Annotated in this window: 12 protein-coding genes and 4 pseudogenes; 12 read left to right on the forward strand and 4 right to left on the reverse strand. The window is 56.1% G+C overall.

The features are described 5' to 3' along the window. Nucleotides 1-45 precede the first annotated feature (45 nt). The 3 genes and pseudogenes from ATI02_RS04560 (at nucleotide 46) to ATI02_RS04570 (ending at nucleotide 2,461) form a co-directional block, all read left to right on the forward strand. Entirely contained in the window at nucleotides 46-801 is a 756-nt protein-coding gene (locus ATI02_RS04560; RefSeq protein WP_100845566.1) for a TetR/AcrR family transcriptional regulator, read from the forward strand. A gap of 293 nt (nucleotides 802-1,094) precedes the next feature. Next, nucleotides 1,095-1,643: pseudogene (locus ATI02_RS04565) on the forward strand (IS3 family transposase); the annotation flags it as partial. Between the two features lie 41 nt (nucleotides 1,644-1,684). After that, nucleotides 1,685-2,461 (forward strand): 2-hydroxyacid dehydrogenase, encoded by a 777-nt coding sequence (locus ATI02_RS04570; protein WP_238156261.1) that lies wholly within the window; start codon nucleotides 1,685-1,687, stop codon nucleotides 2,459-2,461. 70 nt (nucleotides 2,462-2,531) lie between these two features. On the opposite strand, the pseudogene ATI02_RS04575 reads toward ATI02_RS04570, so the two are convergent. Beyond that, nucleotides 2,532-3,011, reverse strand: a pseudogene (locus ATI02_RS04575) (transposase); the annotation flags it as partial. Nucleotides 3,012-3,239: 228 nt separating this feature from the next. Here ATI02_RS04575 and ATI02_RS04580 point away from each other — a divergent pair. The 4 genes and pseudogenes from ATI02_RS04580 to ATI02_RS04595 all read left to right on the forward strand — a co-directional run bounded on the left by ATI02_RS04580 (nucleotide 3,240) and on the right by ATI02_RS04595 (nucleotide 5,771). Further along, complete coding sequence (locus ATI02_RS04580; RefSeq protein ID WP_100845567.1) at nucleotides 3,240-3,941, forward strand: helix-turn-helix transcriptional regulator; 702 nt, start codon at nucleotides 3,240-3,242, stop codon at nucleotides 3,939-3,941. A 5-nt stretch (nucleotides 3,942-3,946) separates the two neighbouring features. Then, nucleotides 3,947-4,732: a PhzF family protein gene (locus tag ATI02_RS04585; protein ID WP_100845568.1), complete on the forward strand. Its 786-nt coding sequence runs from the start codon at nucleotides 3,947-3,949 to the stop codon at nucleotides 4,730-4,732. A gap of 174 nt (nucleotides 4,733-4,906) precedes the next feature. Continuing rightward, a pseudogene (locus ATI02_RS04590) lies at nucleotides 4,907-5,044 on the forward strand (ATP-binding protein); the annotation flags it as partial. 232 nt (nucleotides 5,045-5,276) lie between these two features. After that, nucleotides 5,277-5,771, forward strand: coding sequence for an inositol monophosphatase family protein (locus tag ATI02_RS04595; RefSeq protein WP_272948232.1), 495 nt, complete (start codon nucleotides 5,277-5,279; stop codon nucleotides 5,769-5,771). A 41-nt stretch (nucleotides 5,772-5,812) separates the two neighbouring features. On the opposite strand, the gene katG is transcribed toward ATI02_RS04595, so the two are convergent. The 3 genes and pseudogenes from katG to ATI02_RS04615 form a co-directional block, all read right to left on the reverse strand. Then, on the reverse strand, nucleotides 5,813-8,047 hold the full coding sequence (katG, locus tag ATI02_RS04600; RefSeq protein WP_100845569.1) for a catalase/peroxidase HPI: 2,235 nt from the start codon (nucleotides 8,045-8,047) through the stop codon (nucleotides 5,813-5,815). A 211-nt stretch (nucleotides 8,048-8,258) separates the two neighbouring features. Further along, the gene (locus ATI02_RS04605) at nucleotides 8,259-9,245 is read right to left on the reverse strand and encodes a LysR substrate-binding domain-containing protein (protein ID WP_100845570.1); all 987 of its coding nucleotides are present in this window, start codon (nucleotides 9,243-9,245) and stop codon (nucleotides 8,259-8,261) included. Nucleotides 9,246-9,831: 586 nt separating this feature from the next. Continuing rightward, nucleotides 9,832-10,576: pseudogene (locus ATI02_RS04615) on the reverse strand (IS30 family transposase); the annotation flags it as partial. A gap of 116 nt (nucleotides 10,577-10,692) precedes the next feature. Between ATI02_RS04615 and psrA the strand changes: the two are divergent. The 5 genes from psrA to exaC all read left to right on the forward strand — a co-directional run bounded on the left by psrA (nucleotide 10,693) and on the right by exaC (nucleotide 16,634). Continuing rightward, nucleotides 10,693-11,784 (forward strand): iron-containing alcohol dehydrogenase PsrA, encoded by a 1,092-nt coding sequence (gene psrA / locus ATI02_RS04620; protein ID WP_100845572.1) that lies wholly within the window; start codon nucleotides 10,693-10,695, stop codon nucleotides 11,782-11,784. 115 nt (nucleotides 11,785-11,899) lie between these two features. Continuing rightward, entirely contained in the window at nucleotides 11,900-13,195 is a 1,296-nt protein-coding gene (locus ATI02_RS04625) for an MFS transporter (RefSeq protein WP_100845573.1), read from the forward strand. A gap of 55 nt (nucleotides 13,196-13,250) precedes the next feature. After that, nucleotides 13,251-14,123 carry a LysR substrate-binding domain-containing protein gene (locus ATI02_RS04630; RefSeq protein ID WP_100845574.1) on the forward strand — a complete coding sequence of 291 codons (873 nt, stop codon included), beginning with the start codon at nucleotides 13,251-13,253 and terminating at the stop codon, nucleotides 14,121-14,123. Between the two features lie 87 nt (nucleotides 14,124-14,210). Beyond that, complete coding sequence (gene phnX / locus ATI02_RS04635) at nucleotides 14,211-15,038, forward strand: phosphonoacetaldehyde hydrolase (RefSeq protein WP_100845575.1); 828 nt, start codon at nucleotides 14,211-14,213, stop codon at nucleotides 15,036-15,038. Nucleotides 15,039-15,113: 75 nt separating this feature from the next. Further along, on the forward strand, nucleotides 15,114-16,634 hold the full coding sequence (gene exaC / locus ATI02_RS04640) for an acetaldehyde dehydrogenase ExaC (RefSeq protein ID WP_100845576.1): 1,521 nt from the start codon (nucleotides 15,114-15,116) through the stop codon (nucleotides 16,632-16,634). The last annotated feature ends 194 nt before the right edge of the window (nucleotides 16,635-16,828 follow it).

Raw genomic sequence — 16,828 nt, forward strand, 5'->3', positions numbered from 1 at the left:
TATCCTTGCGCCCTTACGCTCCAACACCCCCAGTCGGAACCGGTGATGAACGACAAGGCCAAGCCTGCCCCAAAAACCGCCAAGGCAACCGTGGTTGCCAGCCCAAAGCCCCCTGCAGCGAAGAAATCCGCTGCGGCGCCAAAGCCGGTGGCCGCGAAAAAAACCAAGGTCGCCGAGCCTGTCGCCGAACCAAGACAACCGCGAATCAACGAAAAAGCCCGTCAGCGCACCCGGACCCGGCTGCTGCGTGCCGCCCGTTCCGTCATGGGCCGCAAAGGCATCGAAGCCACCGCCATCAATGACATTACCGAAGAGGCCGAGCTGTCCTTCGGTTCTTTCTACAACTACTTCACCAGCAAGGAAGAAGTGGCCCGCGCCGTGTTCATCGAAGATGCGCTAGCCATGATCGAGGAGCTCGATTCCGGCACCTCGCCCGAGGCCGGCATTGCCGAGCGGGTCGGGGTGAACATCCGCCGCACGATTCACCGCGGCCTGACGGACCCGGTATGGGGCTGGTTCCTGGTGCATTCCATGTACAGCATCAACGACATGATCTCCACCATGGGCAACCCTTTGGCCCGCGACATCCACACCGGCAACAGCGAGAACGCCTTCGATGTCGTGGATGTCGACTCCACGGTTGACTGCATCATCGGTGGCATGATCTTCCTGCTGCGAAAAATCCTCGAAGGGCAACGTCCGGCAAGTGCGGTGGAGAGCATGGTGCAGTACATACTTCGCGGTATGGGCGTTGCGCATGAAGAGGTTGAACGGATCATTCATATTGATCTGTCGAACTGAGGTAAAAATTGAACCTGGCTTCTCCTTTAGCGCCGGGGAAAGCGAACGATAAGGGCGGCCTCGCCTGTGACGCTTTGCAGAAGTTTATTTCTGACCGTTTGCTAGCTGCCGCGAAGGACCGGAATCTGAAGCAGTCGCTGTAGGCTAACCGCTTTCGGCCCAGGTTGTTTGAAAACGCACTGAATACGTCGAAAACCGAGAGTCACGAGGATTGCCTGTTGAGTCCGCAAGCGCGAGCGTGAGTTGCTCTGGTCAGCTGTATAAAAGTTGGTAATGCCGTTTCGACCTCAGTACTACGCCGAGCACCCAATTTGCTGAAGCGCCAGTTCGATGTCGTGGAGCCCAACAAGGTTTGGGTTACCGACATCACCTACATTCGTACGTATGAAGGCTGGTTGTACTTGGCTGTGGTGCTGGATCTGTTTTTTCGCCAGGTTGTAGGCTGGTCAATGAAGTCGCAGATGACCAGCGATTTAGCCATTGATGCTTTATTGATGGCGGTTTGGAGGCGTAAACCGAAACAAGAGGTAATGGTTCATAGCGACCAAGGCAGCCAGTACAGCAGCTCCGATTGGCGTAGCTTTTTGAAGGCAAACAATTTGGTTGCCAGCATGAGTCGCCGAGGCAACTGTCATGACAACGCTGTGGCCGAGAGCTTTTTCCAGCTTCTGAAACGGGAACGGATCAAGCGAAAAATCTACACCACGCGGGAAGATGCTCGTAGTGATGTGTTCGATTACATCGAGATGTTCTACAACGTAAAACGCCGCCATGGTTTCAACAATCAGCTGTCACCGGTAGAGTTTGAAAAGCGTTACGCAATGAGCTTGCAAGGTGTCTAGAGAATCCGGGGCGATTCAAAGATAAGTACAACGTCATCATCATGAGTCCTGAGATTGGTGACATGGATGCTCAGTTTGAAGCTGCCATTCCCCGCGCTCATGGACTGATCGGCGGTAATCGTCGTCTAGGTGAAGCTGAGCTGGCTTCGGCTAAAAACCTTGAGATCATCTCGAGCATATCGGTTGGCTACGACAACTATGACCTCAGCTATCTCAATAGCCGAGGGATCATGTTGACCAACACGCCGGATGTCTTGAACGAAACCACGGCTGATCTAGCTTTCGACCTGATTCTCGCCACCGCGAGACGCATTCCAGAGCTTGATGCTTGGACGAAAGAGGGGAACTGGACGAAAACCATCGACGTATCCCATTTTGGTTGCGACGTGCATGGAAAGACGTTGGGCATTATCGGCCTGGGAAAAATCGGAGAAGCCATAGCACGCAGAGGGCGTTTCGGTTTTGGCATGAACATTTTGTACAGTGGCAACAGTCGTAAACCACAGCTGGAACAAGAGTTCGGGGCAAGATTCGTCCCGCAAGAAGAGCTTTTAAGCGAGGCTGATTTCGTCTGTCCGGTCGTGCCATTGACGGGCGGAACGGGAAACCTCATCGGACGCAAAGAGCTAGCGTTGATGGGCTCGGAGAGTATTTTGATCAACGTTTCTCGCGGCCCTGTGGTTGATCAAGACGCACTCATTGAAGCACTTGAAGAAAAGACGATACGAGCAGCAGGTTTAGATGTTTATGTGAAAGAGCCGCTCACGAAGGGGCTGAATTGTTACCGATGGTGCGGACTCGGGGTCATGCCGAGATAAGGGGGAAATTCACTCATTTGGTCTGCAACTACCGGCATTTTTCAAGGTGGTTGTCGCGTCAACCGTCTAACTATGCCGCTCTTTTCTCGACCTGTTGCTCTCGATCCGGGTTCAACAGCACGCTGCCGATCGGCTCCCAGTTACGCGTTCGATCCGACCACCGTTTCGGCTTTTTCTCTTTGGCTCGTTCGTACAGTTCATGACGCCGAGCCAGGATCTGTTGATCCTGCCCTTGATGCCGTTCCGCCGGGGTCACGAAGCGGATCCGGCTATGCCGGTGCTCGTGGTTATACCAGCGCATAAAACCCCTGACCCAAGCGCGTGCTGCGTCCAGGCTGGCAAAGCCATCCGTCGGCCATTGCGGGCAGTACTTCAACGTTCTGAACAATGATTCCGAGTACGGATTGTCGTTGCTCACTCGCGGTCGGCCACGTGACGGTGTGATGCCCAGTTCGTACATCTTGCTCAACAGCGTCACCGATTTCATCGGCGCTCCGTTGTCCGAGTGCAGCACCAGCGGCTCGTGTAAACACTGCTCACCGATCACGCTGGGTAATTGCACAGACTTGCCCACCCATTTGCATTCCACCTGACCAGTTATTTGCATCGGATCTGACCAGCAAGCCGCATGGCCATGACCGGCAGAGAACGCCCCAAAGCTGCCTATCAGGAAAGCCGCTGAGACGATTCGGAAATCCGTCTAATTAAACAATAAATTGATAATTCAACTTATTGTTGATATTTTTCGCAGCCTTCGATAAATCACTTGAAGGCACCAATGAAGGTTTCTGAAGTATCACCAGCCGAGCGGCAGCTGATTCTTAATGTGCTTCACAGCACCCTCAAAATGCTCAGTAATGCGGTTGGACTTCATACGGAGATCGTGTTGCATGACCTGACCAATCCGGAGCGATCCATTCTTGCCATCGCCAATGGTCATGTCACTGGAAGAAAAGTGGGCGGGTCAGTGTTGGGCGGCCCACGGCAGGACTTAGGGTTCATCGCCGTCAGGTGCGCCATGGAAGATCACTCAAGCTCTGATCCCGTAGTGGTGGAGAACTATCCGACACTCGCGGCTGACGGCCGCCCGCTCCGCAGTTCCACCGTAGTGTATCGCGACAGCAGCGGGCAGCCTTTCGCCAGTATGTGTATCAATGCCGACTTGAGCGGTGTTGCTGCCGCCCACGCCGTTCTCGGAGGACTTCTGGGGCTGGAAGGCGTGCCTGAGTCACGCGTCGATGAGCCGAGAGATATGGAGCATCTGATGGCGGAAATCATTCAGGTAGCTTGTCCCGGCGGTGTCGTAGGGATGAAAAAACCTCAAAAGCTTGAAGCTGTACGGCAAATGCAGGATCGCGGGATATTCATCGTCAAAGGCGGGATTGAAAAAGCCGCTGCCGCGCTCGGCGTGACCCGATACACCGTCTACAACTACCTGGAGCAGATCCGGGCTACAGAAAACGCTAGCGGGCAGGAGTGATCAGAATGCAACTCGATATTTTCCAGGTGGACGCTTTTTCCTCTGAGGCTTTCGGCGGCAACCCGGCGGCGGTTTGTCCGCTGGAGGCCTGGTTGCCTGATGCGACGCTGCAACAAATCGCCGCAGAGAACAACCTATCCGAGACTGCCTATGTTGTGCGTAACGGTGAGGTGTTCGAGTTGCGCTGGTTTACTCCCACGGTGGAAGTCGACCTGTGTGGCCATGCCACTCTGGCAGCCGCCTGGGTGCTGTTCGAACAGCTTTGTGAAAACCGCGACATGCTGCGCTTTTCCACTCGCAGCGGTGAATTGAGGGTGCGCCGTGAAGGCGGACGCCTGGCCATGGACTTCCCGGCCAAGCAGCCTGAACTCGTAGCTGTCCCGCCAGGCCTTTTGCAAGCCTTGGGCCTGGAACGGATTGATGCGCTTTATCGCACAGATGATTACGTGGTAGTGGTCGAGGATGAAGCCATCATCGCCGGCCTCAATCCCGACTTCGTTGCACTGGCCGCGTTCGATGTGCGCGGTGTCGCGGTTACCGCGCCGAGTCGTCACTTCGATTTTGTCTCTCGCTGGTTCGGGCCTCGGGTGGGGGTGAATGAAGACCCGGTCACCGGCTCGGCCCACACCTCCCTGGCGCCATACTGGGCCAAGCGCTTAGGCAAGCGCGGCCTGAGTGCCGAGCAAGGTGGGACGCGCAAGGGCCAGTTGCACTGCGAAGTCCTGGACAGCGACCGAGTCATTATCAGCGGCCACGGCGCGCTGTACTTACGCGGCACTATCTTTATCTGAGACCAGTTCATTCAGGCGAACTTGCTCAACAGAGGAATGAGTACCACTGCGAGGCTCATTCTTCTGCGACCACACTCTTGAAGGTACCTTTTGTAAAGGACTCGGTTGAATCGCATTCACGGAGGAATTTGAATGTCCGCTTTTTGGCCGTTATCTGCCTGATGTAGATGCAGTTACCCGAAGGAAAAGTGGTACGACTTGTTTACTGACCCAACGATTGCGGACGCTATCCTTGACCGCATCTTACACAAATCTCACGTTATTCAGCTCAAGGGAGAGTCTATGCGCAGGGCTAAAAGCCGGAAGCGCTGAGGTTCTCCCAGCTGAAGGGGCATATAGTGTTATGGCGAGTAGCTATGCAGTCAATGACACTGCGACTGGTCAAGTCGAATGCAAACGCTTGGTCAGATGCCATGCAACTGATTGTTCGATAGCACTATTTTCCGAAGTGCCTTGCCATAATTGAAGGGTAGGCATGCCTACCATGCATCACAGCTGCCCTGGGGGATACTCATTGAGCGGTTTATCAGCCTTGAGGAACATTATGCCTAGCCCAGATCTTTCAGAACTACTCGCTCAAGTAACCGAGATTGTTGTACGTGCAGGTACTCTGCTCGCCGAAGAGTGGAGTCGTCCGGATGGACCTCGTGGTCTGGGTGATAAGGCAGTCATTGACGTAGAAATCGAGCGTGTTTTGCGGCCTGAACTACTCAGCCTCCTCAAATGCGATTTCTGGGGTGAAGAGACTGGTCACGTTCTTACAGGGCATGCTTGGTGTTGGGTTGTGGACCCTAATGATGGCACAAGTGACTTTTTGAAGGGCTTGAAGGGGTCAGCGATATCGGTTGGACTCCTGTATAACACCATCCCCGTGATTGGGGTTGTATACGCACCAGTGACAGCCTTTACTGGGTCAGTTTTCGGTCAGCGGCAACACGCGTGGACAGCAGATGTAGAAAAGCCCGCACGCGGCGGGCTATTCGATAAAGCGTTAGACACGAAAAAGTCTAGTGGGATAAACGCTCTGCTCAGACAGTGAGCAGGGCGTTGTACAGCGAAGGGCGGTTCATGCCCATTCGATTAGATATCGAAACGATCGAGGTTCATGACTTTGGTCCAGGCTTTGGCAAAGTCCTTGACGAACTTTTCCTTGGCATCGCTTGCTGCATAGAACTCAGAGACTGCGCGCAGTTCCGAGTTGGAGCCAAATACCAGGTCAACCGGTGTGGCTACCCACTTGATATCACCGGTCTTGCGGTCGCGACCTTCGTAAACGCCTTCATTCGATGATTTGGACCAAACAGTCGACATGTCTAGCAGGTTGACGAAGAAGTCGTTGGACAATGCGCCCGGACGGGTAGTGAGGACGCCATTTTTGGTGCCATCAGTGTTCGCTCCAAGCGTTCGCATCCCCCCGACCAGTACCGTCATTTCTGGCGTGGTCAGTGTTAACAGGCTGGCCTTGTCGACCAGCATTTCGGTCGGAGAGAGACGAGCGTCTGCGCTGTAGTAGTTACGGAAACCGTCAGCCTTGGGCTCCAGTACGGCAAATGAGTTGATATCCGTCTTGTCTTGCGTGGTGTCCATACGCCCGAGGGTGACTGGTATTTGAATAGCGTAGCCGCCTTTTTTCGCAGCAGATTCGACGGCGCCGGAACCTGCAATTACGATCAAGTCGGCGAGTGAAACTTTTTTTCCGCCTTTCTGGCTGGCGTTAAAGTTCTTCTGGATGGTTTCTAGCTTGGCGAGCACTTTCGCCAATTCAGCAGGGTTGTTGGCACTCCAGTCTTTTTGCGGAGCAAGTCGCAAACGGGCGCCGTTGGCGCCACCGCGCATGTCGGAACCACGGAACGTGGAGGCCGATGCCCACGCCGTACGTACCAGTTCACTCGTGCTAAGCCCTGAGGCGAGTGCATCGGCCTTTAGGGCTGCGATGTCCTTGGCATTGATCAGTTTGTGGTCGAGTACTGGAATCGGGTCTTGCCAGATCAACTCCTCTTTTGGCACATCAGCGCCAAGGTAGTGGGTGCGTGGACCAAGGTCACGGTGAGTCAGCTTGAACCACGCTTTGGCGTAGGCGAGTTCGAATGCTTTCGGGTTCTCAAGGAAGTGACGGGCTACTTTCTCGTAAGCAGGGTCGAAACGCAGCGCAAGGTCAGTGGTGAACATAATAGGGGCGTGGCGCTTATCTTTGACGTGAGCGTCAGGCACCATCGCTGCAGCCGACGGGTCGGACGGAATCCATTGCGTCGCACCTGCCGGGCTCTTGGTCTGAACCCACGTCCAGCCGAAGAGGTTGGACAGGTATTGGTTGGTGAACGTCGCCGGGCTTGACGTCCAGGCACCTTCCAGACCGCTGGTGATGGTGTCTTCGGCGTTACCTTTGCCACAGGTGTTTTTCCAACCCAAGCCTTGTTGTTCGGTCGGGGCGCTTGCAGGATCAGCGCCCAGGCAGCCTTCGGGCTTGTGCGCACCGTGGGATTTACCGAAGGTGTGGCCGCCAGCGATCAGTGCAACGGTTTCTTCGTCATTCATTCCCATACGCGCAAAGGTGTCGCGAATATCGTGCGCGGCAGCGATTGGATCGGGTTTGCCGTTTGGACCTTCCGGGTTTACATAAATCAGGCCCATCTGCACAGCGGCCAGTGGTTTCTTCAGCTCACGGTCGCCGTGGTAACGCGCATCACCGAGCCAGTTGCTTTCAGGCCCCCAATAAACGAGATCGGGCTCCCAGTCATCCGCGCGACCGCCACCGAAACCGTAGGTTTTCATGCCCATCGATTCCATGGCCACGGTGCCTGTGAGCACCATCAGGTCACCCCAGGAAATCTTGGCGCCGTATTTCTCTTTGATAGGCCACAACAGGCGACGTGCTTTGTCGAGACTCACGTTGTCCGGCCAGTTGTTGAGCGGATCAAAGCGCTGCTGAGCACCATCAGAACCGCCACGACCATCCATCGTACGGTAGGTGCCTGCGCTGTGCCACGCCATGCGGATAAAGAAAGGGCCGTAATTGCCGTAATCCGCTGGCCACCAGTCTTGTGACTGGGTCAGCGTGGCCTTGATGTCTTTTTTCACTGCTTCCAGGTCAAGACTGTTAAACGCCTTGGCATAGTTGAAATTGGCGTCTGCGGGACTGGAAGACGGGTTATGTTGTCGCAACAAAGAAAGATCGAGACGGTTGGGCCACCAATCTTTGTTGGTCATCTGCTCCTGCTTGCCAGCCATGGAGGCAGCACCGGTGTTGTCCGCGTGTACGAGAGGAGAAAAACCAACTATCAGGGCGATCGCCAAGGGCAGTTTTTTTATGCGCATGGGGGGCTTATCCTTGTAATTGAGATGGACCGAGCCAAGTGATAACTCGGCCTAAAACGTGTCTCAAATCAGACTAGGACTCTAAGCCCACCCCCTCTCTCAGACAATTCACGTTGCCAATGGGCGCGATTGATAACCTGACTGGCGGATGACAACGATGAAATGCTGGTGATGGCTGGGCCTGGCTGTTAACGCCGTGGCGCCGATGTTTTCAGGACATCCAAGGCTCGGTTCCTGCGGGCGCAGTGCGTCGTAACGTGGCGGCCAGCAAATCAAATTCATGTGAGCGTGGATGCGATCGGCGCCAGACCAGCCCAATACGGCGGTGCTCATTTCCTCGCAACGGTTTTATGCTCAGTCTGGTGGTGTCTGCGTAATGGGTCGCCAGCGCTGGCAATAACGTACAGCCGCGGCCTGCGGCGACCAAGTGTTGCAGCGTTTCTAGGCTAGTGGCGCGGCAGTCGGCTGAGTCTTCAACCTGGAATTCATTGCGCCTGCAGGCTTCCAGAGCTTGTCCGCGCAGGCAATGACCATCGGTGAGCAACAACAATTTAAGGTCGCCGAGCTCTTCAATCGCCACATCGGCTTGAGCGGTTGTGGCGTGCCCCAGAGGTAGTGCTACCCAGAACGGTTCGTCGAACAACACCCGCTCATCATGGGCTTCCAGATCAAGCAAACGCGGCAACCCCTGTACGGCGGCTTCACACCGCAGGCATTCGGCAGACCGCGTCATTGTTTGTGCGAGAGGGCGGGGCAAGGCCAGCAGAACGGTATCGATGGACTGATTGTTCAGTCGCTCGCATAAATCGGCAGTCAAGCCTTCCTGAATCACCAGCTGCAACTTGGGATAAGCGGCTTCCACTGCCCGCAGCAGATGAGGCAGGTAATAAGGCGCCAAGGTCGGGATGATACCCAGCGTGAGCGCTCCCTCCAGTGGATCGCGACGCGTGCGCGTCAACGCCAGAATGGTATCGGTCTCAGCCAAAATGTGTCGTGCGCGCTCGACAATTTGCTCTCCCATTGGGGTGAGTGTGAAGTGCTTGCTCTGACGGTCGACCAGCACCTGACAGAGGTAGTTCTCCAGCTTGCGCAATTGAGTGGACAATGTGGATTGAGTGACGCGGCAGGCGTCGGCGGCGCGTCCGAAGTGACGGTGATCCGCCAGCGCGACGAGATAACGTAGTTCTCGTAAGGTCATGAGAGTCTCATTTGAATGGCGTTTGTCTGGGGGGCACGAGGCATGCGCCTCATCGTGGCCATTGACGCACGTTATCCCGCGGTCAATCTATCTGCCCAAACGAACTGCAGATCTGAAAGAGACACACGGGCTCACCAAGCGTACTTTTGTTTTGTGATAACCGAATTGGGTGCCGTTTTTTCGCAGCAGTGTGGCCAAACGCAGTAATGACGTTGAATTGGAAAAGACCAGGGCTAGCGCTGAAGCAAAATTAACCGTACATAATACAAGGTTTTTACCCCGTTCGCTCTATTTGCGTGTGTGTGATGTCAATCAGCGTCCAATAGTTTCCAGTTGGCTACGCGGTTTTCATCTATTCCTTGCGCTGTTTTAAGCAAAACGAATCATTGCCGGTTTCGAGAATGTCGCAGTGGTTGGTGATGGCGCGGTGCTTCGGCAAGCAGCTCGCGCCAGGCAGTGGTCATGTCATGCAGCTGTAAGGTCTTGAGTTGGGCTGTGCGATCAATGGACATACTGTCCGCTCCGTAGCTGCTGCAATCGGCCAGCAGTTCAATGCGGGCGGTTGCAGGAGCGGAGTGCAACACGGTTATTGAATTGAAGCAGGAGCCTCATGTTGCAAGCCCATCAGCTGAGTGAATACCTCGATCGGACACAGCCAGTTAAATCGCTTGCGCGGTTGGATGTTCAGCAAATACGCAAACTTGTCCATCCAACTCCTCTTGGGTGTACTTGGACAGGTCGGTTCCCTTGGGCAAAAACTGACGGACAAGGCCGTTGGTGTTCTCGTTGGTTCCACGTTGCCATGGGCTGTGCGGGTCAGCAAAGTAAACAGCAATACCCGTCTTCTGAGTGAGTTCGGCGTGCCTGGCCATCTCCTTGCCCTGGTCATACGTCATGCTTTTACGAGCTGCCAGCGGCATGCCATTGAGCGCCGCGCTGAACCCTTCGACCGCCGATGTCGCCGTCGCGTCATTCATTTTCACCAGCATCAAATAGCCGCTGGAGCGCTCAACGAGTGTCCCGACCACCGAGGCGTTGTTCTTCCCCTTGATCAAGTCGCCCTCCCAATGCCCCGGCATCAACCCGTCTTCAACCTCCGGCGGGCGCAGGTGAATACTGACCATATCGGGAATCTGGCCGCGACGATCAACGCCCCCGGCGCGCGGTCTACGTGTGCTCTTGCCTTGTCGCAGACACTGCACCAACTCCTTGCGCATCTCCCCGACAGGCATCGCATAGATCGCTTTATAGATGGTTTCCCGGCAAACGTAGGCTTCTTCGAAATTGATTTTCATGACGCGCAGCTTGCCCGTGATTTGCTCTGGGGAAATTCCATTTGGCTGTTATCGGCTCAGCCGATTTAAGCCTTCGAATTATCGATTTGTGCTGCTATCGATGGGGCTTGAGTATGGAGCCACTTCCAACAATAAAAATCGAAGGCCCCGCCATGATTGCCCGATTCCATAATCCTGTTGATACCCGTTTCGGCTGGGATAGCCTGCTGGAGCTTGCCTCAATCACCGAAAATCAGACCGTGGCCCTTGTGATCTTTCCCGAAGCACGAGGACTGGGATTAGTGGATCGTATTGAGGATCTATTGGGCGACCGGCTGGTGTACATCGTTGAAGATGTTCAACCCAATCCTGATGTTGCTCAATTGCGTAGCACCTATGAGCGGTTCTGGCAGGAGGCGGGTGATTGCCATGCAGTCCTCGCCGTGGGTGGTGGTAGCGCGATCGATACTGCCAAAGCGCTCATCGTCGGCACCGAATCAGGCAGCTTTGATGAGTTGCTCGCTTTGTTGGCTGCGGGCAAACCCTTTGTTCCTGCGCGTAGCAAACAACTGATTGCTGCGCCCACCACGGCGGGCACCGGGAGCGAAGTCACTCCGTGGGCCACTATCTGGGACACCGAGAATCAAAAGAAATATTCCCTGCACCTGGACTGTACCTGGCCCAAGGTCGCCATTATCGACCCGAAGTTGATGCTGACTGTTCCGGCCGGTGTCACCGTTTCTACCGGCCTGGACGCCCTGTCGCATGCGCTGGAGTCGATCTGGAACATCAATGCCAACCCGATTTCGGACACCTTTGCCATTTCCGCCATTGAAGACATCCTCGAGTGCCTTCCGCTGTTACGCCGTGACCTGACCAGCAAGGAGCTGCGTTCACGAATGGCGCTGGCCGCACTTAAAGCCGGGATGGCCTTTTCCAACACCAAGACGGCGTTGGCCCACTCCATTTCTTACGAGATGACTCTGCGTCACGGGCTGCCTCATGGTATCGCCTGCTCTTTCACCTTGCCGTTGGTCTTGGGCCTGGCTTGGGGGCATGACGAAGCGCGCGACCGGATCCTGCAACGGGTGTTCGGCAACGACCTCGCCGAAGCGCAGGCACAACTACGCGATTTCCTGCACAGCCTTGATGTGAAAACCGAGTTTTCCGACTACGGCGTCACGGCCAAGGAAGCCGAGGAGATGATTAATTTCGCCATGCAAGGCGCGCGAGGCAAGAACTTCATCGGCGCGAAAGCGGCCTAGCGGTTTCTCCCTCGAAGCACTGTCGCGGCGTGACGGCCGCGGCAATTTCCTACTGCACCAAGAGTGCACCCTCCGATTCCACGCGGAGGGAACAAACAATAATAAGGAAAAGATCATGAATCGTGCCCAAACCATGCCTGGTCTCGCAACATCCACTTCATCGTTCCGAGTCGCTCAGTGGCGCATGCTGCTGGCGGCCATGTTCTGTTATCTGTTTTTCTACACCGGTCGGCAAACCTTTGGTTTTGCCATCCCGGGTATTCAGGCCGAGTTCGGCTTTACCAAGGAGCATCTGGGCTGGGCCTCGGCCGCTATGCTCTGGGCCTATGCCATTGGCCAAGCCATCAATGGCAACCTCGCCGATAAATTCGGGGGGCGGCGGATCATGACTGCCGGCGCGGTGTTGTCTTGTGCGGCTAACTGGATGACCAGCTTCGCCCATGGTTTTACCGCTCTGATCCTGCCCTGGGGGATCAACGGCTACTTCCAGGCATTGGGTTGGGCGCCGGGTAGTCGACTCATTTCCAATTGGTGGAGTGCGGGCGAGCGCGGCAAGGTGTATGGGTTTTATGTGTTTGCGGCCGGTTGTGCCTCGGTCCTTTCTTATGTCACCTCGATCGTCGTGCTCGAGGTGCTGCAACTGGAGTGGCGCTGGATCTTCCGTTTGCCGGTGCTGCTGATGCTGGCGGGGGGCATCATCTTCTACCTGGTGGCGCGTGAGCGTCCGCAGGACATGGGTTTTGAACCGCTCGCCGACACCGGGGTGGCCAACGCCGATGACAAGAACCACGAAGTGGCTCACGGTGAAGTCGAAACCTCGGCGCAACGCTATAAAGCGGTGCTGAAGAATGCCCGCTTGATCATCGCCGCTGTGTCCCTGGGATTCCAGAACGCGGCCCGCTATGGCCTGATCGTCTGGGTACCGGTGCACTTTCTGGGCGCCAACTGGAAAAGCGGCGACAGCCTGGTCGATCCGAAATGGATTACCGTAGCGCTGCCGGTTGGTATGGCCATCGGTGCCCTCAGCAATGGCTGGGTGTCGGACAAACTGTTCGGTTCCAAACGCTACCTGGCAATCATGCTTTACATGTTCCTCGGCGCGGCAACCAGCCTGTGGATGTGGAGCCTGCCGCCGCATAGCGCCCTCGGTCTGGTGGCGTTGTTCCTCTGCGGTTTCTTCGTCTACGGTCCGGCGTCGAGCTTTTGGGCCTTGTGCCCGGACCTGGTCGGTGCCAAACGAGCAGGTACGGCCACCGGCGTGATGAACTTCGCGTCCTATCTGTTTGCAGGTCTGGCCGAGCCCCTGATCGGGGGCATGCTCGATGCTACCGGGAACACCTCTCTGATCTTCATCGTGGTCACTGCCGCCTGCCTGTGCAGTGCCTCGGTGGCACTGTTCATACGACGTTGATTGCTAGGCTATAGATGCTTGAATCAGAGACGGTAGCTCAGGAATAGGAACTTTTATGTACCAGTATCACAAATGGCTACGTTCCTTTCACGCGGTAGCGAAGACCGGCAGCTTCACGCTCGCTGCCGAGTTCCTGAGCGTTGGTCAGTCAACGGTCAGCGAGCAGGTTACTGCGCTGGAAAAAAAGTACTCCGTGGAACTATTCCACCGTCGTGGCCGCTTTATCGAAATGAGCTGGGCCGGACACCAGCTCTATGCGATCACCCAAGGTCTATTCGGCCAAGAGGATGAAGCTGTGCAACTTCTTCAAAGTTTCAAACAGCACAAAACCGGAATGCTGCGACTGGGGGCTGTATCTCCGCCCATTGCGATGAACCTGACTTACGAGTTGATGCAGAGGCATCCGGACATAGAACTGGAAACCTCGTTCTCTCCTGAGAAAGAGACGCTGGATCGCCTCTTCAACTTTGATATCGATGTGGCGATTCTTGCTCTCTCAGAATTCGATCAGCGTTTTCACACTCAGCTTTACCGGCGCTATCCGATTATTGCTGTTGTCCGCGATGATCATCCTTGGGCCAGTCAGAAAGAGGTGCACGTCGAGCAGATCAGCGCAGAGAGGTGGGTCCTTCGTGAAAAAAGCTCGCGGACTCGTCAATTAGTGGAAGAAAGCTCCCAGCTTCTCGACGTCACCCTGAATTGCGTCATGCAATTGAACAGCCGTGAGGCGATCGTCCACGCCATCGCCAAGGGCATCGGAATTGGCTTTGTTTCCGCCGTCGAGTACGCCGAAACCCCTGGCACAAAACCGATCACTTTTGTAAATCCCCCGTTTTTTATTGATTACCACCTGTGCTGCCTCGGTATTCGCAAAAACCGGCCGATGATCGCAGAGTTGTTCGACTCGAGCCCTACGCCGACAACCTAATCCCGTAACGCGTTTGAACAATCAATAGGCCTACTTCTTGATGATGAGGGGGACGGCCTTCACATACCCAAAAAATGGAGACTCACCATGCACTACAAACAACCTTCCCAACTGCAAGCCGTGGTTTTGGACTGGGCAGGCACCGTCGTTGACTTCGGGTCTTTCGCACCGACTCAAATCTTCGTCGAAGCCTTCGCCGAGTTTGGCGTTGCGGTCTCCCTGGAAGAAGCCCGCGGGCCGATGGGCATGGGCAAGTGGGATCACATTCGCACGCTGTGCAACGAGCCACAGATTGCCGCACGTTACCAGGCCGCCTTCGGCCGCCTGCCAACCGACGAGGATGTCACCGCCCTCTACGAGCGCTTCATGCCATTGCAAATCGAGAAGATCGCCCTGCACTCGGCACTGATTCCCGGGGCTCTCGATACGATCTATGCCTTGCGCGGAAAAGGTTTGAAAATCGGGTCCTGCTCCGGTTATCCGGCGGTGGTGATGGAGAAAGTCGTCGAGCTGGCGCGGAAAAACGGCTACGTCGCCGACCACGTCGTGGCGACCGACGAAGTACCCAATGGTCGCCCGCACCCGGCTCAAGCCTTGGCGAACGTCATTGCGCTGGGGATTAGCGACGTCGCCGCTTGCGTCAAGGTCGACGACACCTGGCCGGGCATTCTCGAAGGCCGTAGCGCTGGTATGTGGACGGTCGCATTGACCTGCTCCGGCAATGCACTGGGCCTGACCTATGACGAATTCAAGGACCTATCCCTCGAGGAATTGGCCGAGGAACGCGCGCGCATCGTCAAGATGTTCGAAGGCTCCCGCCCGCACTACCTGATCGACACCATCGTTGATTTGCCGGCAGTCATTGAAGACATCAATGCTCGTCTGGCACGTGGAGAAACCCCTCAGGGCTCCTGACCCTGTAGGGCTTGTGCAAATGACAGTGGCCGTCCCACGGGCGGCCACAACCAAAAACAACAAGAGAACACCACCATGAACTACGCCCACCCCGGCACTCCCGGTGCCATCGTTTCCTTCAAGTCTCGTTACGGTAACTACATCGGCGGCGAGTTCGTCGCGCCGATCAAAGGTCAGTACTTCACCACGACTTCGCCCGTGAATGGCCAACCGATTGCCGAATTCCCGCGCTCCACGGCCGAAGACATCGACAAGGCCCTGGACGCTGCCCACGCCGCTGCCGATGCCTGGGGCAAAACCTCGGTTCAAAACCGCTCCCTGGTGCTGCTGAAAATTGCCGACCGCATCGAGCAAAACCTGGAACTGCTGGCCGTCACCGAAACCTGGGATAACGGCAAAGCCGTGCGGGAAACGTTGAATGCCGACATCCCGCTGGCCGCCGACCACTTCCGCTACTACGCTGGCTGCATCCGCGCCCAGGAAGGCAGCGCCGCCGAGATCGACGAACACACCGCGGCCTATCACTTTCATGAGCCCCTGGGCGTGGTCGGGCAGATCATTCCGTGGAACTTCCCGATCCTGATGGCGGCCTGGAAACTCGCCCCGGCCCTGGCTGCCGGCAACTGCGTGGTGCTCAAGCCTGCCGAGCAAACCCCGCTGGGCATCACCGTGCTGATGGAGCTGATCGGCGACCTGCTGCCGCCCGGCGTACTGAACGTGGTGCAAGGCTTCGGCAAAGAAGCCGGCGAAGCCCTCGCTACCAGCAAACGCATCGCCAAGATCGCCTTTACCGGCTCGACCCCGGTCGGCTCGCACATCATGAAATGCGCCGCCGAAAACATCATTCCGTCCACCGTGGAGCTGGGTGGCAAGTCGCCGAACATCTTCTTCGAAGACATCATGCAAGCCGAGCCGTCCTTCATCGAAAAAGCCGCCGAAGGCCTGGTGCTGGCGTTCTTCAACCAGGGCGAAGTCTGCACCTGCCCGTCACGCGCGCTGGTGCAAGAGTCGATCTACGACGACTTCATGAAAGTCGTGATGAAGAAAGTGCTGTCGATCAAACGTGGCGACCCACTGGACACCGACACCATGGTCGGCGCCCAAGCGTCCGAGCAGCAATTCGACAAAATCCTTTCGTACCTGGAAATCGCCAAGGGCGAAGGCGCCGAGCTGCTGACCGGCGGGAAAATAGAAAAACTCGAGGGCAACCTGGCGACCGGGTATTACATCCAGCCGACCCTGCTCAAGGGCACCAACAAAATGCGTGTGTTCCAGGAAGAAATCTTTGGCCCGGTGGTGAGCATCACCACCTTCAAGGACGAAGCCGAAGCCCTGGACATCGCCAACGACACCGAGTTCGGCCTTGGTGCCGGCCTCTGGACCCGCGACATCAACCGCGCCTACCGCATGGGCCGCGCCATCAAGGCCGGTCGTGTGTGGACCAACTGCTACCACCTGTACCCGGCGCATGCTGCGTTCGGCGGTTACAAAAAGTCCGGCGTCGGCCGTGAAACCCACAAGATGATGCTCCACCATTATCAGCAGACCAAAAACCTGCTGGTGAGCTACGACATCAATCCGCTGGGCTTCTTCTAAAGATCAGCCTCGGCCCGAACCAATCGTCCTTGACAGTGAGCACTTTGCACTGTCGAGGAACGCCGATCGAACGTGTTTTCACGTTCTTCACCAATAAGCGCGACTAGGCGATTGCCCCGGATCTATAGGTCTATTTGCACCAGACCTATTACCGAAAACGGCGGTTGCTCCGATTCTTGGATGACTCTTTGGAG

The organism is Pseudomonas baetica, from assembly GCF_002813455.1.
In the GTDB taxonomy this organism is placed as follows: Bacteria; Pseudomonadota; Gammaproteobacteria; order Pseudomonadales; family Pseudomonadaceae; genus Aquipseudomonas; species Aquipseudomonas baetica.